24 protein-coding genes are annotated in these 22,734 nt (G+C 64.0%); 4 read left to right on the top strand and 20 right to left on the bottom strand.

Going from position 1 to position 22,734, the window contains the following annotated elements:
* The first annotated feature begins 4 nt into the window (after positions 1-4).
* Entirely contained in the window at positions 5-1,042 is a 1,038-nt protein-coding gene (locus tag K369_RS04875) for an aldo/keto reductase (protein ID WP_036288592.1), read from the top strand.
* A 7-nt stretch (positions 1,043-1,049) separates the two neighbouring features.
* Here K369_RS04875 and K369_RS25270 read toward each other — a convergent pair whose 3' ends face one another.
* Positions 1,050-1,799 carry an ATP-binding cassette domain-containing protein gene (locus K369_RS25270; protein WP_245278099.1) on the bottom strand — a complete coding sequence of 250 codons (750 nt, stop codon included), beginning with the start codon at positions 1,797-1,799 and terminating at the stop codon, positions 1,050-1,052.
* Positions 1,799-2,281, bottom strand: coding sequence for an AAA family ATPase (locus tag K369_RS27540; RefSeq protein WP_245278109.1), 483 nt, complete (start codon positions 2,279-2,281; stop codon positions 1,799-1,801). The genes K369_RS25270 and K369_RS27540 overlap by 1 nt, the downstream gene beginning before the upstream one ends.
* A gap of 333 nt (positions 2,282-2,614) precedes the next feature.
* Between K369_RS27540 and K369_RS28150 the strand changes: the two genes are divergently transcribed.
* Genes K369_RS28150 through mobF form a run of 3 tightly spaced genes read left to right on the top strand, consistent with a single transcriptional unit; the run spans position 2,615 to position 6,441 of the window.
* Complete coding sequence (locus K369_RS28150) at positions 2,615-2,995, top strand: HU family DNA-binding protein (protein WP_371033295.1); 381 nt, start codon at positions 2,615-2,617, stop codon at positions 2,993-2,995.
* Positions 2,980-3,297, top strand: coding sequence for a hypothetical protein (locus tag K369_RS04865; protein WP_036288590.1), 318 nt, complete (start codon positions 2,980-2,982; stop codon positions 3,295-3,297). The genes K369_RS28150 and K369_RS04865 overlap by 16 nt, the downstream gene beginning before the upstream one ends.
* Positions 3,298-3,300: 3 nt before the next feature.
* Positions 3,301-6,441 (top strand): MobF family relaxase, encoded by a 3,141-nt coding sequence (mobF, locus tag K369_RS04860; protein WP_084570493.1) that lies wholly within the window; start codon positions 3,301-3,303, stop codon positions 6,439-6,441.
* Between the two features lie 167 nt (positions 6,442-6,608).
* Here mobF and K369_RS24485 read toward each other — a convergent pair whose 3' ends face one another.
* The 18 genes from K369_RS24485 to K369_RS04775 all read right to left on the bottom strand — a co-directional run bounded on the left by K369_RS24485 (position 6,609) and on the right by K369_RS04775 (position 22,652).
* Entirely contained in the window at positions 6,609-7,130 is a 522-nt protein-coding gene (locus tag K369_RS24485; RefSeq protein WP_256380975.1) for a GNAT family N-acetyltransferase, read from the bottom strand.
* A 62-nt stretch (positions 7,131-7,192) separates the two neighbouring features.
* Positions 7,193-7,471 carry a hypothetical protein gene (locus tag K369_RS26130; protein WP_156967717.1) on the bottom strand — a complete coding sequence of 93 codons (279 nt, stop codon included), beginning with the start codon at positions 7,469-7,471 and terminating at the stop codon, positions 7,193-7,195.
* Between the two features lie 58 nt (positions 7,472-7,529).
* Entirely contained in the window at positions 7,530-8,198 is a 669-nt protein-coding gene (locus K369_RS04850) for a TIGR02117 family protein (protein ID WP_051949058.1), read from the bottom strand.
* Positions 8,199-8,297: 99 nt separating this feature from the next.
* The gene (locus tag K369_RS04845) at positions 8,298-9,029 is read right to left on the bottom strand and encodes a phospholipase D-like domain-containing protein (RefSeq protein ID WP_084570491.1); all 732 of its coding nucleotides are present in this window, start codon (positions 9,027-9,029) and stop codon (positions 8,298-8,300) included.
* A 49-nt stretch (positions 9,030-9,078) separates the two neighbouring features.
* Positions 9,079-9,603, bottom strand: coding sequence for a DUF2726 domain-containing protein (locus K369_RS04840; protein WP_198033035.1), 525 nt, complete (start codon positions 9,601-9,603; stop codon positions 9,079-9,081).
* A gap of 8 nt (positions 9,604-9,611) precedes the next feature.
* A complete protein-coding gene (locus K369_RS04835) occupies positions 9,612-11,930 on the bottom strand; it encodes a type IV secretory system conjugative DNA transfer family protein (RefSeq protein ID WP_084570490.1) in 2,319 nt (772 codons plus the stop codon).
* A gap of 28 nt (positions 11,931-11,958) precedes the next feature.
* Positions 11,959-12,378 (bottom strand): hypothetical protein, encoded by a 420-nt coding sequence (locus K369_RS04830; RefSeq protein ID WP_198033034.1) that lies wholly within the window; start codon positions 12,376-12,378, stop codon positions 11,959-11,961.
* A gap of 65 nt (positions 12,379-12,443) precedes the next feature.
* A complete protein-coding gene (locus K369_RS04825; protein WP_051949054.1) occupies positions 12,444-13,577 on the bottom strand; it encodes a hypothetical protein in 1,134 nt (377 codons plus the stop codon).
* The gene (locus tag K369_RS04820) at positions 13,577-14,113 is read right to left on the bottom strand and encodes a lytic transglycosylase domain-containing protein (protein WP_051949052.1); all 537 of its coding nucleotides are present in this window, start codon (positions 14,111-14,113) and stop codon (positions 13,577-13,579) included. Before K369_RS04820 ends, K369_RS04825 begins: the two co-directional genes overlap by 1 nt.
* The gene (locus K369_RS04815) at positions 14,110-14,508 is read right to left on the bottom strand and encodes a hypothetical protein (protein WP_036288584.1); all 399 of its coding nucleotides are present in this window, start codon (positions 14,506-14,508) and stop codon (positions 14,110-14,112) included. The genes K369_RS04820 and K369_RS04815 overlap by 4 nt, the downstream gene beginning before the upstream one ends.
* Positions 14,505-14,753, bottom strand: coding sequence for an IcmT/TraK family protein (gene icmT / locus K369_RS04810; protein ID WP_036288581.1), 249 nt, complete (start codon positions 14,751-14,753; stop codon positions 14,505-14,507). Before icmT ends, K369_RS04815 begins: the two co-directional genes overlap by 4 nt.
* A complete protein-coding gene (locus K369_RS04805; RefSeq protein WP_036288578.1) occupies positions 14,753-15,883 on the bottom strand; it encodes a type IV pilus twitching motility protein PilT in 1,131 nt (376 codons plus the stop codon). Before K369_RS04805 ends, icmT begins: the two co-directional genes overlap by 1 nt.
* A 46-nt stretch (positions 15,884-15,929) precedes the next feature.
* The gene (locus K369_RS04800; protein ID WP_036288575.1) at positions 15,930-16,889 is read right to left on the bottom strand and encodes a type IV secretion system DotC family protein; all 960 of its coding nucleotides are present in this window, start codon (positions 16,887-16,889) and stop codon (positions 15,930-15,932) included.
* Positions 16,882-17,247 carry a DotD/TraH family lipoprotein gene (locus tag K369_RS04795; protein WP_036288572.1) on the bottom strand — a complete coding sequence of 122 codons (366 nt, stop codon included), beginning with the start codon at positions 17,245-17,247 and terminating at the stop codon, positions 16,882-16,884. The genes K369_RS04800 and K369_RS04795 overlap by 8 nt, the downstream gene beginning before the upstream one ends.
* A 129-nt stretch (positions 17,248-17,376) precedes the next feature.
* Positions 17,377-17,592, bottom strand: a complete 216-nt coding sequence (locus tag K369_RS26995) for a hypothetical protein (RefSeq protein ID WP_036288569.1) — start codon at positions 17,590-17,592, stop codon at positions 17,377-17,379.
* A 270-nt stretch (positions 17,593-17,862) separates the two neighbouring features.
* Positions 17,863-18,876, bottom strand: a complete 1,014-nt coding sequence (locus K369_RS25260; RefSeq protein WP_198033033.1) for an alpha/beta hydrolase — start codon at positions 18,874-18,876, stop codon at positions 17,863-17,865.
* 167 nt (positions 18,877-19,043) lie between these two features.
* Positions 19,044-22,097 carry a secretion protein gene (locus K369_RS04780; RefSeq protein ID WP_036288563.1) on the bottom strand — a complete coding sequence of 1,018 codons (3,054 nt, stop codon included), beginning with the start codon at positions 22,095-22,097 and terminating at the stop codon, positions 19,044-19,046.
* 3 nt (positions 22,098-22,100) lie between these two features.
* The gene (locus K369_RS04775; RefSeq protein WP_036288561.1) at positions 22,101-22,652 is read right to left on the bottom strand and encodes a hypothetical protein; all 552 of its coding nucleotides are present in this window, start codon (positions 22,650-22,652) and stop codon (positions 22,101-22,103) included.
* Positions 22,653-22,734 lie beyond the last annotated feature (82 nt).

The following is a 22,734-nucleotide window of genomic DNA, read 5'->3' as shown; positions in this document are numbered from 1 at the left end:
CCATATGGAAACTCGTTTTCTCGGCCGCTCGGGGCTCGAGGTCCCGGTCCTCAGCTTCGGCGCCGGCACGTTCGGCGGCAGCGGTCCGCTTTTCAGCAATTGGGGCACGAGCGATGCCATCGAGGCGCGTCGCCTCGTCGACATTTGCCTCGAGGCGGGCGTCAACCTGTTCGACACAGCCGACGTCTATTCCAATGGCGCTTCCGAGGAAGTGCTCGGCGCCGCGATCAAGGGCCGACGCGACGCCGTGCTGATCTCCTCCAAAATCGGCCTGCCGATGGGCGACGGGCCGAATGACGCCGGCACGTCGCGGCTTCGCCTGATCCGCTCGGTCGAGTGCGCCTTGAAGCGGCTGGGCACGGACTATCTCGATCTCTTGCAGCTCCATGCCTTCGACGCCGCAACGCCGGTCGAAGAAGTGCTGGCGACGCTCGATGCGCTCGTTCGCTCCGGCAAGGTTCGCTATGTCGGCGTGTCGAATTTCGCGGGTTGGCAGATCATGAAGTCGCTTGCCGTCGCCGACGCCCATGGTTGGCCGCGCTATGTCGCCAATCAGGTCTATTATTCGCTCGTCGGCCGCGACTACGAATGGGACCTGATGCCGCTGGGGGCCGACCAGGGCCTCGGAGCCCTGGTCTGGAGCCCGCTCGGTTGGGGGCGGCTGACCGGCAAGATCCGGCGTGGCGCGCCGCTGCCGGCTGAAAGCCGACTGCATGAAACGGCCCAGTTCGGCCCACCGGTCGACGAGGAACGCCTCTATCGCGTCATCGATGTGCTCGAAGAGCTGGCCAACGAGACCGGCTGGGCCGTGCCGCAGATCGCGCTCAATTGGCTGATCCAGCGTCCGACGGTTTCGTCGATCATTATCGGCGCGCGCAACGAAGTGCAGCTCCGGCAGAATTTGGGGGCCGTCGGCTGGACGCTGGCCCCCGACCAGATCGCGCGGCTCGACGCGGCGAGCGCCGTCATGCCGCCTTACCCGCATTTTCCCTATCGGATCCAGGAGGGCTTCGCCCGACGTAATCCTCCAATTACGGGATAGAGAATGCTCATCCCGGCAACTCAATGGCGCTGTTCGGGCGGAGCGCTTTCAAGAATGCCTCGTCATGGCTGACCACCAGAACCGCTCCGTCATAAGCCGCCAGCGCGGCTTCCAGCGCCGCGATGCCGTCCAGATCAAGGTGATTGGTCGGTTCGTCCAGGATTAGCAGCATGGGTGGTGGCATGGCCCCGAGGGCGCAGGCGAGACCCGCGCGCAGGCGCTCGCCTCCGCTCAGTTCGCCCGTGCGGCGCAAAGCGTCGCCTGCGCGGAAACCAAACCGGGCCAGCGCCACATGGGCGGTATGAGCATCCGCCGGAGGATTCAGATGCAGGAAATTCTCGCGCAGGGTCTGCGTCGGATCGAGTAACCCTACATGCTGATCCAGCAGCGCGAACGGAACCATCAGGTCCACCAGCCCACGCTGCGGCGCGATCCGGCCCGTGATCATGTCGAGAAGCGTGGTCTTTCCGCTGCCGTTCGGCCCGATAATAACGATACGCTCGGGGCCGGTGATAGTCAGCGACAGATCGCGAATAACAGGGTGGCTGGGATCATATCCGCCGCTCACACCGTCCAATCGCAGCACCGCCTTGCCGGGCGGAAGGTCGGTCGAGGGAATGTCCATATGCAGGGGTTGCAGGACCTCGATCTTCTCACGAGCAGCGAACAGGGCCTCGTCTGCCGCCTCGCGCCGGGCATCGCGCAAGCGCGCGCCGGCTCCACCCGAAGCCTCGGCCCGGCCCTTGGCGGCATCCATCAGGATTTTCGGCTGATCGCCCTTCGCCCTCGCCCTGTGCCCGGCGCCGTCCTTGCGGGCCTTGCGCTCCGCGGCCTGTTGCGCGCGGCGTCCACTCCTGACGGCACGCCGCTTTTCACTGACGTCAACCTGACCTTCGGCACTGAATGCACCGGAATCGTCGGACGCAACGGGACCGGCATACACAACGGACGCAGGACCGGCTCGCCGGTCAAAGCTTCCAATGCCGATGCCGCGTCGACAAGGCCGCGATCGAAGAACACCCAGCCCTTTTGCTCTACCGCCGCCACGTGGTCCGCCAACGCTATGTCGATCGCGCGACGCAGAAACATCGCGAGATCGCCCCACGGCAATGCATTGCCACCGCTGGCCGTTTCCTCGGCGATGATGCGGCGACCGGGTTCTTCCACGACAACATGGCCGCGAGCCTTCAACTCGGCCAGGAGGGTCGACTTCCCTGCGCCCGAACAGCCGGAAATCATGACAAGTCGATTCTTCAAGAGGTATCATCCTTTCACCGGAATGGGCACATAAGTATGGAAACCGCACTAGCGCACAAAAGTCCGCGACATCCAGAAAACGGACCTTCCGGTCGTTCGCGACGAATGGCCGCTCCTGGCGCCCCTTGGCCGCTCGGGACCGCGAACGAGGAACTCTGGCGCATCCTCGCCATAGGCGACCGGGAACTTGGGGCATTCAGGTCCCTCCGATCCGTTCGCAGGGATCGCGAACGAAAAACCACAGTGACAAAATGCCCAGCGTGGGCGGCGCTGGTCTCCCTCGTACCTGCGGGGTAGATATTCTCTAGCCGCATTGTGATTCGGTTTCCCGATGCGGACGACGCGGCGTGTTTTCGAGGGAACGGCGAACAGCCGGATGGGGTTTTGGACGCAGCTGTTTCCAGGAGCACGGTTACGCGTGATGACCTCGCGCACGCCATTTACGCACGCATACCCGGCCTCTCTCGCACGGACGCAAAAGCTCTACTCGATTGCGCGCTCGAGGAAATGCTGTCGGCCCTGGCCCGCGGAGAAGACCTAAGTCTCCGCCGTTTCGGCACTTTCCGAATCCGCTCCAAGAACGCTCGCCCTGCCCGCGCGGCGCTGAATCTTTTGACGCCGATCGTTTTCATTCGCGCAGAGTCCGCCGACGCTTCGCTTTCGTCAGCGGAGGCGCAATCATGTCCAAGGAATTGAAAGAAGGGCTCGCCCGGGTCGAGCAGGAAAGCCACCAGATCGTCGAAGCCGTCGGCCTGCAAAACGAGCAGATCCGGATCTCCATCGCTCGCCTCGACGAGATCATCGCGCTGCTCACGCCGAAGGACGACGCCGGCGAGCCGAGCTTGAGCGATTTGCTCGCCCATCTGATCGCGCAGAACCGCGAGCAGCTCATTCTGACGCGCAAGACCGTCGAGCTCCTCGTCGACATGCAGCAAAGCCTCCCGGACAAGAGCGTCGAGGCGCTGGAAAAGCGCTTTTCTTCCCTCGCGAAGGCCTGATCGATGATCACCTTCCGCAAGTTCGCCGCAGCGTCCGACGGCAAGCTCGTCCGCATGTATTTCACGGAAGCGAGGCTCGGCCCGCCGCCGCAAGAGCAGGCAACCGAGGCCCTCGGCCAGCAACAGCTGGAGCCGGGGTCGCGCCTCACCAGCTATTACACCGGCCGCGACGCCGGACCGGCCTGGCGCTCGGACATGCCGCTCTCCGTCGCCCGCGCGCTCGGCATTAACTCTCACCACGCGCCCAAGGACGAGGAGCTCGACCGGCTATTCGAGGGCAAGCGCGCCGACACCGGAGAGGCCTGGTCCAAGCACAAGCGAGAAATCAGCGGTTACGACTTCACCTTCTCACCCCACAAATCCGTGACGCTCGCCGCCGAATTCGCGCAGGATCCAGCGGAGGCCGCCGCCATCCGCAACGCCATCTATCGCGCCAATGACGCGGCGATGCGCTATATCGCTCGGGAGATCGGCTGGGCGCGGCGCGGGCGCGCGGGGGAGAACGGGGCCGATCCCGGCGCTGTCGGCTGGGTCAGCTTCCGACATTACATCGCCCGTCCGACCCTGCCGGTCCAGGACGGCCGCGAGGGCGCGACCTATCTCCTCGAAGCGCCGATCGCCGGCGATCCCCACGACCACATCCACAATGCTCTGTTCAATCTGGTCGTCACCGGCGAAGGCCATATCGGATCGCTCGACACGCAGCGGCTCCACGCCCGCGTCCATGAGTTCGGAGCCTTCGCCCAGGCCGTCCTCGCCGACGAGCTGCGCGCGCTCGGCATTCGCGTCGCCTATGACGAGAAGGAGCAGGCCGCCGTCATCCTCGCCATCCCGCAATTCGCCAATGAGGCCTTCAGCAAGAGCACGCATCAAGTCCTGCGCAACGCCAAGGCCTTCGCCGCTGGCCAAGGCCTCGATTGGGACGACATCTCCGCGGAGCGGAAAGCTGAAATCCTCCGCGACGCGGCGGCGGCCGCCCGCCTCGCAAAGCATGGCGAGAAGACCGACCACAAAATCTGGCGCGACCAGGCGGAGGCGATGGGCTGGGAGCACACCACCGTCATGGGGGACGCGAAGATCGCCGCGCTGCCGGTCGAGGAGCGGATCGAGCGGGCCTACGCCTTCGCGGCGAAACATCTCGCCGAGGAATTCCACACGGCCGCCGTCATCGACCATGATCGTCTTCGCATCCACGCGGCGCGCGGCTTGATCGGCGTGGGCGTCGCCGGCGGCGTCAAGGATATCGACCGCGTCGTCGAGATGATCGAGCGCAAGGGCGTCGAGCTTCACGGCGAGCATGTCGATCTGGTCGCCGCCTGGGCGAAGCGCGAGAATGCCGAGGACGAGCCGCGACAGGTGCTCCGCGTCACCAATTCCGCGCAGATCCGCGTCGAGGAGAGCCTCCGCGACCATGCCGCGCGCGCCGCGCTCGACACGTCCGGCGCGCTGGCGGCCGGCGACATCCGCCGCGCCATAGACGCTTCCGGCCTCGATTTCGACAGCGAACCGGAGCATGGCGCCGCGCAAAGAGCTGCGATCTATGCGCTCGGCCAGGGCGGCGCGCTGTCGCTCCTCACCGGCGTCGCCGGCGCGGGCAAATCCACGCTACTGCGGCCTCTCGTCGCCGCCTGGAAAGCGGACACGCGTTTCGACGCCTCGGGCCGCGAGCTCGTCGGCGTCTCGACTGCATGGCGGCAAGCCGATGCGCTTCAGGACGCTGGCATCGATCGGACCCGGGCGCTCGAGCCATTCCTCAAATCCGTCGAGGCCGGCGAGTTCGTGCCCACTCGCAACACGATCCTCGTCATCGACGAGATCAGCCAGATCGCGCCGCGGCCGATGCTGCGGCTGCTCGAGCTGCAGGCCGAGACCGGCATGACCATCAAGGCGCTGGGCGACCGCGAGCAGGCGCAGGCGATCGAAGCCGGCGACACGATCGAAATCCTGCGTCGCGCCCTGCCGAAATCGGCGCAACCCGAGCTCCTCACCGCCGTCCGTCAGGTCGATCGGCGCGACCGCCAGATCGCCGGCATGTTCCGCGACTCCGAGGCCGAATCCGCTCTTGCGATGAAGCGCGCCGAGGGAACGGCCATGCTGGTCGGCGGCGACTTCGACCAGGTCGCCGCAAAGATTGCAGATTTCTATGTCAGCCGACGCGACGTTCTCGACGCCGCCGGCTCGAAGCGCGGGATCACGATTTCCGCGCCGACCAATGAGGACGCGGCCGCGATCAGCATGGCGATCCGGACGCGGCTCAAAGCGCGCGGAGAGATCGGCGCCGACGAGACAGTTCACAAGGCGATCGCGCCGCGCGGCGCGAAGGAGCCGCACGCCTTCGACCTACCGATCGCCGCCGGCGACCATTTGCGCCTCTATCGCTACACCTGGGCGAAGATCGACGGCAAGGAAGGCCCTATCGGCTATAACGGTCATGTCGTGAAGGTGATGGGCAAGACCGCCGGCGGCCTCCTGCTCCAGAACGCCAAGGGGCAGACCGGCGAGGTCGAATGGCGCCGTCTCACCTATCCCGTCACCAAGCGGCTGATGCTCGGCTTCGGCCATGCGCTGACGATCGACGCGGCGCAAGGCGTCACTTCGGACGAGCATATCGATGCCCTGCCGCGCGGCAGCGCCGGCATCACGGCCTTCAAGGCCTATGTCGCGGAAAGCCGCGCCAGGGGAACGACCTGGACGATGATTTCCGAAGCGGCCGTCCATGAGGCCGAGAGGCGCAGCCGCGCGCTCGGTGACGCCAAGCCGATCGAGGCGGAAGACCTCTGGAAGCGGATCGTGGCCGATATGGCCTCCAAGCCCTATAAATCTCTCGCCCTCGACCTCGTCGAGGCCTGCCGGCGCACGCGAGAGCGGTCGATCGATTCCTTCATCGAGCAGGGTCGCACGTTTTACCGGCGGCCCGCCGACGCCATGGATCCTGGCCGAAAGGCGCGAGAGCGCGTGCGCTCGAAGATCGCCACGGAAGAAGTTGCGCCCCACATCCGCGATCTCTCCGCCGAGGTCGAGCGAAATGCAGCCCTATTGCGCGAGGCGAAAGAGAACATCGAATCCCGCCTCGACAAGCAGCGCCACGAGCCGCCCTCGCCGGCCCCTTCCATCGATCGGCCCTCGCCATCACCGTTTCGATGAAGCCGGAACCATTCGGTCGACGCAGACGCCATTACATATAGAGTGGCCAGTGCGCGGCGCCGACGCCGCGCTTTTGGCGCGATTTTCCCGTTCGGGAGGGCGAAGGAAAAGCGTCATGACAGTGAATCGGAGCGAGAGCGGAACCTACGAAAAAAGGGGCAGGACCTTCACGCCAGGGAGCGAGAACGCTGAACCTCATAGAAGCGGCAAAGTTCATATCTCTCACGGACGGGCGCATATACCATACGCTCGCCAGTCGGCTTCATTCCACAAGCCCTCATCACGGCGATCGACGCAGCGTTTTCCGGTTGCGCCGCGGACTCGATCACGTCGAGATCGAGCAAGCCGAAACCGGCCGCCAATGATGCCGGCGCAAGTTCCCGCATATAGACTTTGCCGTGATGCCTCTCACCTAACCAATAGCCCAGAGAACCGCGCCGACGATTCTCTTCGTCCCGGTAGATCATCACCCATCCGAGCACGTCGCCGCTGGGTTTGTCTGTCACGACGAACGGCAGCGCGTCGCCCCTCCGCGCCCACTCGCGGGCGGCCTCGATGCGCGCAATCGCCATTTCGTAAGTAAAAGGGCTGGGCCAATAAGCCAGCCATCGGCTAACTTCCGGCGTCATCATCACGGCGGTCGCGGCATCATCACGGCGGTCGCGGCGGCATCTTCGGTGGCGACACAGCGCAAGCGGAGGCGGCCCGTCTCCAACGGTTGAAATAGATTGTTCGGCATATCCCGATGATATTACAGGTCGGAGCCGCGGAACAGCGCTGATGATCGCAGAATATTCCTTCGTTCATCCTTTTGGAAAGGGAGGTCGGCTGCGCTCGAGGAAGTGCTGTCCGCCTGACGCGGGTAGAAGACCTGCATCTTCGCCGCTTCGGCACTTTCTGAAGCCGTTCCAAAGACGCTCGCCCTGGGCGCAATCCGAAAACCGGCATGCCCGCTCTCGGCGCGTTGGATCGTGGTGTTCCAATCGCCGATGTGAGGCGCAGCCACGTCTGTTGCGATCTTCGAGCGCACGCGTTCCCGCGCCTCGGTCGGGAAAGTGATAGGACAGAGAGGCGTATTCGAGCCGCCATCACCTTACCGGTTGGGAAGCCCAGCGCATGACGCCGTCATCGAATGGACTCCACAACGCCGTGCGAACGCCGGTGGCGCGCAGCGCTTCGTTCGTCCAAGCGTTGCAGGTCCGAAACGCGCTGTAATGGCCGCGCGCGGCGTAAAAGACGTCGTTCTGGCCATAGCCGTGGATGACCTCGCGCCGGTCTGCGAACGTCGCATCGATGAAGGCGGAGAGGCGGCGGTATTGCTCGGGAGTGAGCCGCAGCGGACGAACCATCTCACCTGGGCGGACGTCCTCGAGGAGGTCCACATGCACCAGCGTCGACCCCTGCCCCGTCACGGCCTTAAATCCTCGGAGGAGCGAAAACTCCGCCCATGTCGGCGTGTTGAGATAAAAGTCCCGATCGCCCCAGCCGAAAGCGAGCCAGCGTGGCGTCGTCGACCAACCGGGCGCATCGCCCGGGTGGATGCGATTGCTCCAATCGACGCCGGCGGCTTTCGCCGGCACGACAAAGCCGGTATGCACGCCATTGGTCTGTACGTAGATGGTTATGCCGCCATCCGGCTCGCGCCAGTCGTCGTTCACCGGCGTGCGGCTCGCGATCGCTGCGACGGCGAGATAGAGCGCAGCCGGAACGATCGGCGCGAGGAGGATGAAGGCGAAGGTCCGTGCAGCGCGGCGCATGGACCGTCTAAACCAGGGTTGCAATCGCGGTATCCTCGAGGATATGGCTCTCGTCTACGCGAATTCTGCCGGCTTCGAAAAGCATTCCGTCTCACGGGATCAATTGACGCGCCCGTGTCTCCAACCCCCGGCGACCGCCTCTTCTTCCGAGCAGAACCAGCGCTCTCCGGTGTTCGGGTCGATTTTGACGCGGGCGTAGAATGGCTCGCCGGGTTTATGGAATATACGTTCGCCACTGCGATTGATGTTTCCTTTGATCTCGCAGTTCGCCGGCGCCGTGGGTCTCGTCGAAGCCGGAACCGCGCCTCGCGAGGCGAAAGCGGGACCAGGAGCAAGGATCGGCTTTGCGGTCGACCAGATTTGCTCGAAACGGGCCTCGAACGTTTGGGCGGCCGCTCGATCGCGGATGACCACGACATCATTATCTTGCTGCTTCATCCCCGACGCGGTGAAATTCGCGGAGCCCGTCCGCAACAGCATGTCGTCGACGGAATAGGATTTCAGATGCATGAAAGGACCGGGCGGGCTCGTGCGTAGCCTCTGCGACAGCTCTCGCAGCCGATCGAAATCGCTCGCCTGACTGGGATCCAGGACGATCCTGACCACGACGCCGCGTCGATGCGCATCGATCAACGCGTCGATGACGGGCCAGTCCGTCAGCACATAGGCGGCGAGGTCGATCTTGACGCGCGCGGCGCGCAGAAGCGCTACATCGAGGCGTTCCAGATTCTCGGTGGGCGCATAATGGATTTCAGGGGGCTCGGCCGCCGAGACGAATAACGGCAGCGAGAAAGCAAATGCGCCGGCGAGAAGCGACAGCCGAAAGGACATCCGATACTGCTCCCGTCAATCCGAAGGTCTCATGCAACGATTTTCATTCTCACCCGATCGTTCGAAGACCGGAGCGAGCTGTTTTAACGACGCCGGCCTCACGCAGCAATGTCTGAAGCGCTGCAACGGTGTAGGCGCGTCGCGCTCTCGCGCGCAGCAGTGGAATTCCGATCTCGCCGAACACGGCGTCGACGAATATGTCGCGCTCCCGGCGATGCGGCAGCGCATGCGTCCTGTCGTCCAGCTCGATGGCCGCGATGGGCTCCAGGCTGGCGGAATCGCAAATTACGAAATCGATGCTCTTGCCGAACACCTTGTTCATCGCGGCGCGTCGCTTCGCGCTGGTTGCGCTCAGATCGACGTCGACGAGCTCCGCGAGCCGCACCTGTGCGAAAACGCGATAGCCTCCTCCGACCGCCTCGTCCAAAACGCAGAGGAAGCGCTTTTCATTGGGCGTCAGAAACCGCCCGCGCCGATAGGCGGGCCGACGCGAGCCGATGAACGCGACGACCGCGAGAATGAGCAAGACAACCAGCGCTGTCGCTAGGACATGCTCGATATCGATAAGCCGCATCGGCGACATTATGGGGAAGCCTCCACGCGCCGCCGGGGCGTCGCCTGTTGCGCAACCGCCGCGTTCGGTGTGATCATCGACGTGATCGCCGCCAAATCGGCTCGCAGCTTCTCCCGATTTTCCCGGCTGGGCAACGTCCCTTCTGTCTCCTTCACCGCCGCCTCGATCTTGCCGACCAGCGTCGCGGCGCGTTCCCGGGCCGCAGTCTCGTCCTCGCCGATCGCCGCCTCGATCTCGACGATCTTCTCGAAGAGCGCTTTGTCGAAAGGCTCATTGGGCCGAACGCCGCCTGGGGCCTCGCCGCCCGTTCCGTGCAGCGCCGATTTGAGCATGACCAGGAGGCGAGCCGCCGCGCCCTGCCTCTCCTCGCCTGGCACGAACGGAACTTCGCCCGCGGCGCGGATCGCCGCGTCCACGCAGGCCTCCCGATCGCCTCCATTCGCTTTCGCGTCGCGAAAGGCTTCGTATATCGCCCTCAGCGTCGGCTCCATGGGCTCGCGGCCGCCGGCGGCGACCATCCCATTCTCGATATTGGCCGCAATTTCGTGGACCGCGTCGAGCTTCGCCTCCAGCTCGGCGCGGGCGGGCGGCGCGAGAGACAGTCGCCTGACGAGCGGCTTCGGCCCGGAATTGTCGACCTTCGCATGAAAGACCTTGGCGTAGATGCGACGGCCGCCGAACAACATGATCGCCTCGCCTTCAATGAGGCTCTGCAGGTCTCGCCAGTTCACCCGCGACACCTGGCGCACATCGGCCTGGCGCGTGTCGTGATAGACGCCGATGTCGCCGCCGCGAAAGCTCGTCGCCTGCGCTACATCCGTCTTGCCCGAGGTCTCCTCGATCCATTCGCGCGTGCGGTTTGCGTCCTGCTGGCGCATGGCCGCGGTCAGATTGGCGTTGCCGAGCAGCGTGTAGGTCTTCTCGCCGAGCCGCGCGAATATACCGGAAACCTCCTGAAAGCCGAGCCAGAAGGCGATATTCAGGCTGCGGCCCTGCGCCATCATCCGGTCGAGATCGCTCGTCGCATAATAGGCGAGCTCGTCCAGCACGATATGATAGGGCGCCTCCATGCCGAGCATTTCTTTCGGCATGCCGAGCATTTGCGCCATCATGCCGCGGAGCGACGTCACCACGATCTTGCCGAGCCCAGCTAACGTGTCGGAGGAGTTCTCCAGCGCCGGCAGCGAGACCACGAGAATGCGGCGGTTCAAGACCACGTCGCGCATGTCGATGTCGCCCTGCTCGACCTTGAATATATGTCCGAGCGAAACGCCGAGCTGCGTGAACATCTCGGTGAAATAAAACCGCGCGTAGCCGTGCTGCTTGGACGGATCGTCCGACTTCTGCTTGTTGTAGTCGAGGTCCGTGTCATAGCCGGGAAGCTCGCCTAGATAGGCGAGCAGCGGATAGACGACATCCTGCGGCAGATCGAGCGGAATGTCCCTTATCTTCCCGGTGGCAGGATCGCGCAATTCATAGTGGCCTTTGACGCCGAGCTTCCAGATCACACGGAGCTCGAGCGCGTCGCGGATCTTCTCGATGTCGATCGGAATGCCGGCGTGATCTCTGATCCAGGTCAGAACCGGGATCACCGCTCCGATCAAGGCGACGGCGCGGCTGCGGAACACGCCGTTCGAGTCATTGGCGGCCTGCTCGCCGAGCTGGCTGACCACCATTTCGCGAATGGCGTCGGCGTTCCCTGTGGCGAAGGGATTGAAGCTGTTGCTCTCTTTGCTTCCGCTGGCGACCAGGAGATTGAGATGCAGCACATCGTCCTCGCGGCCGAACCGGCGCGCGAGAGCCATCACCTCGCCGAACAATGTGTGATCGGCCTTGCCGTCGACGAGCACGAAGCCGCTCGCATGGGTCAGCGCATTGGAGACGAAGCCCAAAATCGCAGTCGTCTTGCCGGCGCCCGTCGTCCCCGGAATGGTCGCATGTTGGCGGCCATCCTCGGCGGCGATCCATAATTCCCGGCCCGCGACGTCGCGGCCGAGATAGATGATCCCGGCCGCCATGCGCGGCGCGCGGTTCCTGGGATCGGGATAGTTCCAATCGGCGACGCCGGCGCTCTTGGGAAGCCGCATCGGCAGCTCGACGCGCCTCGTCAGGACGAGGGCCGCGTATCCGATCGCAGCGGGGACGATCAGGTCGACCGAAGCCGGCTCGAGCAGCATGAGCCCCGCGCCGACGCTGAGCATGGCGCCAGAAAACTCGCTCATCAGCGAGCCCCAGACGCGCGTCGACATCGGCCGCAGATCGCGCAGCGCTTGCGCGCCGGACCGCTCGAACCGCTCCTGCGGCCCGGAAATCTCGCGCGGGATCATGCCGCCCTCCGTGTCGCCGACCTTGGCGTCATTGCTGCAGGCCGAAGGCGGCCGGACCGGATCGGCCCGCGTCCGCCGGCGTCCCCGGAGCGGGCGTGATCTGCGGGGGCCGCTGCAGGTCGCGAGCGAGAGCGTCCGGCAATGGCGCGGCCGACGACGCCCCGGCGTCCGGCGACGCGGCCACTCGGCTCGCGCCGAGCGGCTTTTGCTCGGAGGAGACGCTCCCTGCCCGGAAGCCCAAAAAGGCGACCGCCGACACGCCGAATGCGACGACGAGCGTCGTGAGCAGAGAACGTCTCGTTCCGCCCGTCGGGGCGGCGATCGGCGCTCGCCGGTCCCCCGAGGTCGCGACGCCTACCGGCCCGTCCAGATGCACATGCACGTCGATGTGAATGTGCGGCGTTTCGAAAACGATTCTTTTCTCGTCAGTGGAAATCGCCTCGTCCATCATGACCTCCCTCGGTTCTTCCTGAAACGCATGGTCGAGGCGCTCTGCGCGAATGAGAAGGCGCCTCAGACCTTACGGATGGCCGCGAGCGCATTATCGATCGAGGCGACGCGCAACGGCGCGCCAGCGATCCGCTCCGCGGCCCAATGGTCACGCGCGCCGATCGCTTCGACGAGCGGCGTCGGGTGAAGGAGGGGGTCGAACATATCGGCCGGAAAGCCCAGGGAATGCAGCGCGTACCAGAGTCGCCGATCGACGAGCTTCAAGAATCCGAAGTCCGCAGGCGGGAGAACGCCGCCTTCCCTGCGCGCGGCGAGGAGGGCGCTCATCGTCGCCGTGGTGGTGAAGCCATGCGCCGATATCGTTTCCGCCAAAGGAAAGCGCAAATCTCGGTCGTCCAGCCAATGATCGGCTCGCTCGACCAGGGCGACCGGGAATGCGAGGGCGCGATCGGGGCCGGTCCGGCCTTCCTTGCCCGTCGCCCTCAGCGCCGAGGAGAGATCGCCCAGAAAGCGCCGCCCCTCATCGTGGCGCTGCTCCCGATGCAGGGCGAGTGCCGCCCATAGGCAGCGAACATGCGGCGGCGCCTCTGCCGGGTCGCGCATGGCCGAGCCGAGCTGGCGCGTCAGCTCCGCCCGCGCTCCTGCCGCATTGAAAGCGCCCTTGTCGTCCGTCGCCCAGCGCTCGATCCATTCGGCGCGGGTCAAAGCCCGATCGGCGGGACGCGGCTTGCCCGGGTCGATGTCGACGAGCCCCAAATGTCTGCGCACGTAGGCGGCGGGCGTCCGAAAGGATCGAAGCTGCTCGCGCATCAAGGCTTCGAGATCGAGCGGCCGGGAAAAGCGCTTCGCCCCGGCGCGGCTCGCGCACACCGCGGCGAGGGCCAGAACGACGCCGATCGAGGGCAGCAGAAAGAAGCGCCCGATCTCGCGGGCGAGCCGCAGCAGCTGCGGAAACTTCACCGTCGCGGGATTGGTCGCGAGAAGCTGCGCGTCGGCGACGTCATAGCGATCGGTGAAGAGGTGGATGAACTTCATCTGGCCGTGCAGGCCCTGCATGACGATCGCGCTGATCGCGGCGTGCTGCTCCTCCCAGAGATACCAGCCGCCGAAGCCGGCTCCGACGACGAAGACGGCGACGCTCATCAAGAACGCGGCGCCGTCGCTCACATTGCCCTGTGACGCGTGCGACACGGACATCACCTCCCTCCTCGGGTGACGGCCGCGCCTCTCTCTGTCGAGCCCGTCTCTGCGGCGGCCTCGCGTTGCAGACGTCGGCCTTGCGCCAGGACCAGGCGGCGGTAGGTGGCCTTGTGTCGTTCATTGTGTGAATGATAGAGCCCGATCCCCTCCCAGAGATCGCCGTCCGCCTCGTCGAGCGCCTGTCGCAGGATCCAGGCGCCGCCTTCGACATTGGCGCAGAATTCGTCGCGCAGAGCGCGATAAGTCGCCTCTGGCGACGCGCGCCAATGTGCAGCCAGCTTCGGCACCCAAATCTGGTTCACCTGCATCGGCCCGATGTCGACAGTGTCGTTCGTGTTCTGGCTCACTTTCCCGAGCCGCCCATTCTCGACATTCAGAAGGATCAGCAGGATCTCGGCGGGAATCGAATGCGTCTTCGAGGCGGCGTCGATGCACTCCTTGACGTAGGCGCCTTTCGCCAGATCGTCCGCGGCGCGCGCCGGTCCGCTGCTCGCCATGGTCGAGAAAGCAAGAAGTAAGAAAAACCGTCTCATTGCCGCTGTTCCTTACCTCGCCGATCGGTCTCGAAGCGTTCGTTCGAGGCCGCCCAGACGTCACCGAGCTTCTCCACCACGATCCCGTTCGGCCCGCATGCCTGCGAGATCGCCTCCATCGTCGCCAACATCGCCATTGTGAATGATCCGGCGTCGATCACGGCGAGGCGATAGCCGAGGAGAGCCCCTTCGTCGGGCTGCGTCGTCAGTCCGAAGCCCTCGCCCTTGACCTCGCGCCACAAGGCTTCGCCCGTCAGCAGGAACAGGGGCAGCAATCCATCCGCCGCGGCTGCGCTGTCGAAAGGTACGGTCACGCCTTCGAACAGCACCGGCCGCCCGCCTTTCCGCAGAAGCTTCTCGAGCACAGCCTCCACATCCCCTATATCCAGGATCATGCCGACCTCCTGCGCTTCCAGGTCGGAACGGCGGTTCGGATCGGCCCGATCAGCATGCGCCGCAGCAGCCGCAACACCGACGAAACCGTGAGGCCGGCCCAGCTGACGACAATGAAAAAGGTCATGCCGCCGATCGCTATGTAGAAAGTGAGCCAGCTCCAATAGACGACGAAGACCAGCAGGGGCAGGCAGGCGCGCCCATCCAGAAACAAGATCCGCGTCGGTAGAGCGGTGTTCCGCCACATCAGCCTTCCTCCCTCAATTCGTGCGCCGCCGTCTCCTCGCTGATGCGGCCATCCCGCAAGGCATTATCGATCGCCTGCGCAAAAGACTGTCCCTGCTCTTCGATGGCGCGGCGCGTCAGGCCCGGCCATTGCGTCGGGTCCGTCTCGAGAAAGCGATTGCGCAGCTTTCGATCGAAGGCCAGGAACTCGCGCAGCGCCGTGCGTTTGCCGTCCAGGGACGGCGTCAGCCTCTGAGTGACGACGAGCCGCAGCGACTGCGCGACGGCGCTGATCAAATTCTCGCGCTCGGCCAAGGGGCAGAGGCTCGCGATGCGCTGCATCGTCAGCGCGACGTCATTGGCGTGGATCGTGGTCGTCAGCGTGTGCCCGGAGATCGCCGCCTGAATGGCGGCGCTCATCGTCGCAGTCTCGCGACACTCGCCGACAATGATGTCGGTCGGCTCGCGGCGCATGCAGCCCCGAATGAACTCTTCGAAGGTCGGCAGGTCGCGCGGGATCTCGCTCTGATTGATCGTCGAGCTCGGGCTCTTGACGCGATCGAGCAGAAATTCAACTGGGGCAGCGCCTTCCACGATGTCATAGTGGCCATTCGGGTCGAGGAGCTTGGCGATGGTCATGCCGGCGATCAGCGTGGACTTTCCCGAGCCCGTGCCGCCCGACACGATGACCATGCCGTTTCGGGGGCGGAACTCCTCCATGATCCCCGGCTCGACCAGCTGCTCTTCCAGCGACGGCGGCAATCCCGGAATCGGACGCAGCACGATATTGACGCCGAGCCGGCGGCTGCTGCGCGTCGAGGTGACATTGAGACGGTAGCGAAGCCGTTCGGTGCGGCTCACGGCGATCTCATAGGTCGTGTCGAGCGCGCCGCCGCCCTGCAGCCGCGCCATGCCGTCGGCGCCATAGAGATGATTGACGATAAGCGCGATCTCCGCCTCGTCGAGCGTCGTGTCGCCGATCTTGCGATTGCGGCCATAGATCCTCAGCCAAGGACAGTGCGCGGTCTGAAAGGAAATGCGCGAGGCTCCCGAGCGATAGGCCCAGGTGAGCAGAGAATCCAAGGCCGGCGCGCTCTTTCGTGGATCCGCCACCCAGGAAAGTCCCGCACTGTCCCAAGTTTTGTCGACCACAACGTCCTCCTGCGTCGTTCAAATGCTCACGGAAATCAGTCCGACGTCACTTCGGACACGGCCCGTGGCGCTTGGGCGCCCAGCGACGCGCGTCGGCCTGCAGCCCGGGCTGATCGGTGATGCGGACGATCCGATCGCCGGCGCGAAGCTCGTCGCGGCCGCCATTCACGATGCTGTTCTGGAAGGCGACCTTCGGGTGCTCGACCAATCCGGCGCGCAGCAGCACGCGGAACCGGGCCATGCCGACGATGTCGCGCTGCAGGCGACCTAGGTCGGAGAGAAAAATCTCCACCGCCTGCTTCTCTCCCTGCGCCCATCCTTCGGCCACCCATTTGCTCCAATAGGCGGCCTCTTGCTCGGTGCGCGGCAACACGGCGTCGTGCGGCCGCGTCGGGGCTTTCCAATTGCGGACGAGATAGCCGCGCCAATTCGGCGGGGCGGAGGCGAGCTGCGCTTCGCGCGTGATCTGATAGACGCAGTCCGTCTCGCGGGCGACCTGCGCATTGTCGCCAAGCGCGAAGGCGAGCTGTCCCTGGGTCACGACCGGCGGACGCAGCAGGGTCCGGCCGCCGCCGAGCGGCAGCACCACCGAGCTGAAATCATAACTCTTGTCGAGCGTCGCCTCATAGCGACGCAACATGTCATTGATCGCGAAAGACCGCGCCGCGAGGCCGCCCTGCGCTCCGAAGCTCAGCGCGGCCGAATAAAGCGTGTCCTCTCGCCCCGGCTCCAGCCCGAGCCCGAGATCGCCGCGCCCGGCGCGCACCGCCTGCAGCGCCTCGAGCGACGGCGGCCGTTCGCCTCCGACGACCGCCGGCTCCTGCGCCGCTCCGGTGATCGGCTTGTTCAACGGATTGCCGAGAACATGCGCCGCCGCGTCGATCTCCGCGGGCGAAGGAGCCGGAGGGACAGGATAGACCTTGATCGCGCCGTCGGCGAAAGCCGCGGAGGCGAGAAGGGTCGTGGCCAGGATTGTCGAGACGAGCTTATGGAAGGGCTTAGACATGATAGATCACCTGTATGCGATGATGTTGCGCGTCGACCTGCACGGTCGCGCGGTCGCCGGCGGCGCGGCCGATGGCCTGGAAAATCTCGTAGACGCGGCGAGGCCCGGATTTGACGCCGATCGACACCGTTTGGACATTGAAGGCGGAGTCGACGACGACCTCGTATCCGACCTCGCCGGCGAGCTTTTCCACCGCCCCCTCGATTGGTCCTTCCCATTCGAAGGCGACGATTTTCTGCAGCTCGGCGGGCACGACGGCCGGACCCTGACGCGGAGCTGGGTGCATGCGACCGAGCTCGCCCATCTCGCTATCGACGTGGTCGACGCTTCGTCGGAGCGCTATCTCCGCATTCGGCATCCCAGAGACATCGACCGTGGTCGGAACATCATGCGCGCAGCCGCCAAGAGAGCATGTTGCCAATAGAACGACGAGACCGCGACATAGATAGTTGGCGCTCATGTGATCAGCTCCATATTTTTTGCGCGATCACGCTATTCGGCGTCGGCGCGAATGACGATGAAGTCTCGACCGCTTGAACCGGCCTATGATGAGACGCCGCAGTTCGGCCTCGTCGGCGATCGCGATCGATTCGGCGTTATCGAGATCGAGAGCGCCGCGATGTTCGATTCGAGCGACGTCGCGCGTCCCCGAGCCGAACATGACGACGCCATTGGGACGAAGCGGGGTGCGCAGGCTGGGCATGGCGACCCTCCTCGACCATCAAATCGATCCACATAGATTTTCCGCGTGCGTTGCGCGAATTTCAAATGATCTCACGTTCGAGTCATGCCCCAGCTCGAATCCCCGCTTCCGACGTCGGAACGGACTCTTCACGCCCTCAATAGCTCAGTCAGCATCGACTTTTCGGCGCCAACTGATAGGCCTCCGGAAGGTAACGAGAAGACGAAAAAAGGAATGCGGATGGTTGGGGATACCTTCCCCGATTCGACGAACGAGCGGCTTCGGCTGGGATCAAGGCTTGCTTACCGCCTCGACCATCTCCAGGATATTGACTGCAATTTCGTGGGCGAAGGCTTCGCTCGTCACGAGAGAAACATGGTCAGAACCGTCGACTATTCGAAATGAACAGGTCGATGATATTCGGAGCCACGCTTTCTGTTGTTTGTGATGCCAATCGACGAAGGCCGCCTCTGTTGCTTTATCCAAGCCAGGAAAGCGGGCGGCTGACACGATAGCGACAGGAAGAGACGGATGCGGTTGGAGCGCTCGAATTTGCTTGAGAGTCTCCGACAGGGCGGCGTACTCTGCGATTGTCATTCTAATGTGCTCAGGGGTCGACAGAAACGCATTCGCGATCACCTCAGCATCTGCCGGAAGTCCCTTCGCAAGATCGAAAATTCCGAGCGCGACCAACAGGCGCATTCCGCCGACATAGGCGAGATATGGAAATACCCTCAAGCTCCAAGGTGTCCAGTCTTCGACCTTCGGCAGTCCGACTTCCGCGTAGGTATCCAGAACGGCAGGACTGGTGGCGTCGATCAGAAATAACCCTGCGACTTCGTCGGTGTAGTTTGCAGTGAACATTCGTGCATAGGCGCCACCTATGGAATGACCCACGAGAATGTATGGAGAAGGAATATTTGCAGCTCTGAGCAAATCGTGAAGCTTTCGGCTCGTGTTCAAGGCGTCCATAGGCTGCTCGGATGGGGTGCTCCAACCGTAACCCGCACGATCGTACGAACAGACACGAGTCCGTTTTGATATTTCGGGCTGTATCCAAGCCCAAGCTTGCGTGGTCGTACCTGCGCCACCTTCGAGAATGACGGCGATGGAGCCTTCGCCGCTGCAGTGGATATGAAAGGTTTGCTTGCCGACAGAAATGAGCTGCCCTGGAGCGTTCATTTTGTTGAAATCGGCCTTTGTCGCGCGGTGCTGATATACGCTTCCTACAAGTGCTAACGTTGCAAGCACTCCGATTGTGCCGGCGGCTCCACGCAGAACCCAGCGTTTAATTGCTCTAGACAAATTCGGATTCCTCATTCTACGAAACTAGAAGGCAAAACGCTGAAGCTCGAACACCGCTCGGTTCTTGCTCGCTCAAGGACCAACCAACTAAGCCATGGGGAGTGGCAAATTTTTGTCAATCTCTGTTGCATCGCCCTTTGACGCGTAGCGCTCGACGCGGCGGAGAGCTATTGAGCCGCCGCTGCGATGAACGTCGAGCCGCTATCTTCATATCGAAGCTTTGCGCCGATTCCGCGCGCATCGGCCAGCTCGTCCGCCAATTCGTCGATGACGCCGGTCTCTGCGCGCGCGTCGAGCTCGCCCCGCCGCATACGCTTGGCCTTGCGCTCCTCGATCTCCTTTTCCGCCGAACCGCCCGGAAATATTCTCGCGAGGCGCCGCAGCGCCTCGCGAAACCCGATGCGGTCGTAAAGACGATTGCGCAGCGCTCTATCGCCAGGGGTCGTCGACAGCGCCCACAGCTCGATCGGACCGAGCGTGTTGACGAGCATCTGCTCATATTTGGCGTTATCCGCTTGCAGCACTGCCAGGAACGGCGCGCCGGCGGGACCGGGTCCATGAAGGCGGTGGCGGACGATGTCGGCGCTCGCTTCGGAGAGATTGAAGCGCTGAACGATCTCCTCGGCTTCCGCGTCGTCGCCGGCCCGCAGCACGAAACGCCCTGTCGATTGACTGACGATCGCGTCGCCCATGTCGCTCAGACGCTGACTGGCGAAGCCGAGCTGAACATTGTGCTTGGGGCCTTCGCGCACATCGAGCTCGGCTTGCGCGCGGACCTGCGGACTGCCTTGCGTGCGATGCCATTCGTCATAGTCGAGCCGCTTCACCGATTCGTAGATTTCCTGAAAGCGCGGCTGGTGAAAGCCGCGCGCCTCTGCCGGCACGAATGGGAGGTAGTCGGGCTTCAGGAAGAAATTGCGCGCGATGATGTGGCGGGCGAGCATATACATCATCTCGGTCTGGCGATTGGCTGCCGCCGAGCCGGTCGGCGCGACTTCCGCGAGATCCATGACGATGATCCGCGCCGCCCCGAAATCCAGCCGCGTCGGGCTGTTCAAGGTCGGAAACTTGCGAATGACATCGTAGATATAGCGTTCGAACAGGTCCGAGGCCTGCTCCGCCGTCATCGCGATGGTGAGCTTGCCGAACATGTCCTTGACCTGGTCGGTTCGCGCCGCGCCGACCAGATCCTCCAACACAGGGACAGCGTGCCGTTGCGCCACTTCCGCGAGACGATAATCTCCGACCGCGTATAGGGCCTGCACCACGTCTCGCCAATGCGGCTCGTCATGATGCAATTCGACGCCGTGTCGTTCGATCGCCGCGTCGATGAGAGGCTCGACGCCACGCCGATAGCGCTTGGGAGACGCCCCCGGAACATCGGTGCAGAGCCGATAGGCTTCGTCGATCACAATGCCGATCATCTGATTCATGCCTTCGAAGGGCGTGCTCTGATCCGGCGGCAGCGTGATCAGCGCCAGAAAATTCTGCAAGAACGCCTTTTCGAGCGGCAGCGGATAAGCGCAGCCGACCTGCAGATCGAAGACGTTGAACTCGAAGCCCTGCGCGAATTGCATGCGCGTGTAGATCGCCTCGTGCCGGCGCTGTGGTCCCAGGGCTTCTTGAACGAGAAGCACGAAGCCTTCCGCCGAATCGCCGATATCGACCTTGCCGATCAGAGGCAGCTTCGCCCCGACCGCCCCGAGCGCGACGGAGCTGAGGCAGAGGCCGAGGTTGATCGTATTCGCCAGCACCGATTTTCCCGAACGGGGCGGCGCGACGAATGTGTCGAGCACCTGCGGCCGCTTCGAGCCGCCAGAGGGGTCATAGGGCCACATGGCGCCGTTCGGCTGGCGGAACAGCACGCTGCCTCGGTCCCAGGGTGAGGCGGTTCGTCCCCAGGGCAGCATCGCCAGCACGTCGCCGATCAGCGCCACCGACGGCGGCGCCGTGGACGCGAGCGCCAATCCCGGCACGCTGCCCATGACGCCTTCGAGTGGATCGCCGATGACGGTCGTGCCCCGGCAATTTCCCCAGGCCTCGAGGCGTTGCTTCAGTGTCGACAGTCGTAGCCGCAGCTTGCCCACTTCTCCGAACGGAGCCCAGGTCGCAAAGGACGCCCGCAGGCGAACGGCGATATGGTTGTTGTTTTCGCGCTCGCGCTTCAAATGCTCGAAGGCGCGGGTGATGTCCCGGTTGCTGGGAAACATCCACAAGAACTGCGCGCCGGCGCTCTTCAGGAGCATGTCCGAATTGCCGCCGCCCTCGATCACGAAGGAGACGCGCCAAGGGACGCGATCCTGCCCAAGCCGCGACGACAGCTCGACGAATGGCCGAGGGTCCTCCGGTCCCATCGTCATATCGACGCAGCCATAATCATAGAGGCCGATCTCCACGCGTTGCCCGTCATGGACGATTGCATCGGAGTCGAAGAAGAGATCACGGATCGCCGGCCACATCAGCGTCTCCAGGATCGGACGCTCATCCTTCTCATCCGGCCAGCGCGGACGAAAGGCGTCGCCGACCAGGGTCGGACGCCAGCCGGAACCGACCGTCTCGCGATACATGGCCTCGCGCGCGACCACCAGAGCATCATGGGCCGAGATTTCCGTCGCAGCGACGTCCAGCCCTTTCAATGAAGACACGACGCGCGAGACGAAGCCGGTGTGACGCGCCGCCATGACGTCGCTGCGCAGATGGAATTTCTGGGCGTCGCCGATGTTCGGGCATTTTTTGGCGCTGGCGGCCTGCTCCTCCTTCATCTGCTTGCGCTCTTCCTTCGTGAGCGTCGTGGCGCGCGTCCACAAGATGAAATACGCCGCCTCCCAGCGCATCATGCCGGTCCAGAGCTTTTTGCGTTCCTCGAAAATATCGCCCAGCTCCAGCCCGATCTCCTTGGCGATCTCCCGGCAGGCCGACATGTTGACGCGCTCGATCTCGACCGCCGCGAGATCGGGATCGGAGGCGTACCATCCGACGATGGCATGTCCCCTGTTCTCCAGCGTCCCGGAGATGTCGATGCGCATGGCGTTGGCCAGGCGATCGATATCGGCCCGCGTCGACATGCGGCGCATGCCGCCGAGACGCAGGAAGCTCACATAGTCGCCGTGCTTGGTGACGAGCGCGTCGCCATGCGAGGCTTCGATATCGCAAAAGCTCGCGAGGGGCTGCTTGGCCATCAACGACATCGCGGCGAGCCCGCGGGAAATCCATTGGAGCATGTTCTATCTCCTCAAAATCGAAGCGAGCCTCTCCCTGACGAGCAAGCGCGGATAAATGTCGCGGCCGTCGACGAAGTATCGTCCGAGCGACAGCAGGCGTGCGCCGCCGAGCAGCTCGTGACGACGGGCGTAAGAGCCCGGCGAGATCATCGACAGCGCTTCCGCGAGATCGCGCGGCGACGATGTTCCGATCCGCGCTTTCGCGATTACGCTGCGTTCGGCGAGCGCGGCATAGGCGGACGCCGCCGCGAGCAGCTGCTCGGAACAGTTCGGGGGAAGCGGATCGAGAGGCCAGGACACGGATTTTCCATGCGCAGCGAAAGTCGAATGCACGCGATGGACGAGGGCGTTGAGAGCGCCTTGGGTAAATTCCGGCGCCCAGATCAGGACCGCCTCGTGGTCGATCTCGGAGCAGTCGAGATTTTGCGCGAGGTGGCACAATGCGCAGCTCGAAGGATCGTCGGAGGCGTCCTGCAACGTCGCGGTCGAGCTTTCGATTTCGCAACCGCAATGCGCGCAGCGTGTCGGGAATGTTCGCGCTCGCGACTTCGCCATTGGCCGTGCGCCATGGTTCAGAGCCGATAGTGAAAGAGTGAGCATATCGACGCGCCGATCCTCGATATCGATGCGCCCTCGC

The sequence above is a fragment of the Methylosinus sp. PW1 genome (assembly GCF_000745215.1).
In the GTDB taxonomy this organism is placed as follows: Bacteria; Pseudomonadota; Alphaproteobacteria; order Rhizobiales; family Beijerinckiaceae; genus Methylosinus.
This window is presented reverse-complemented; position numbering and strand designations above follow the sequence as displayed.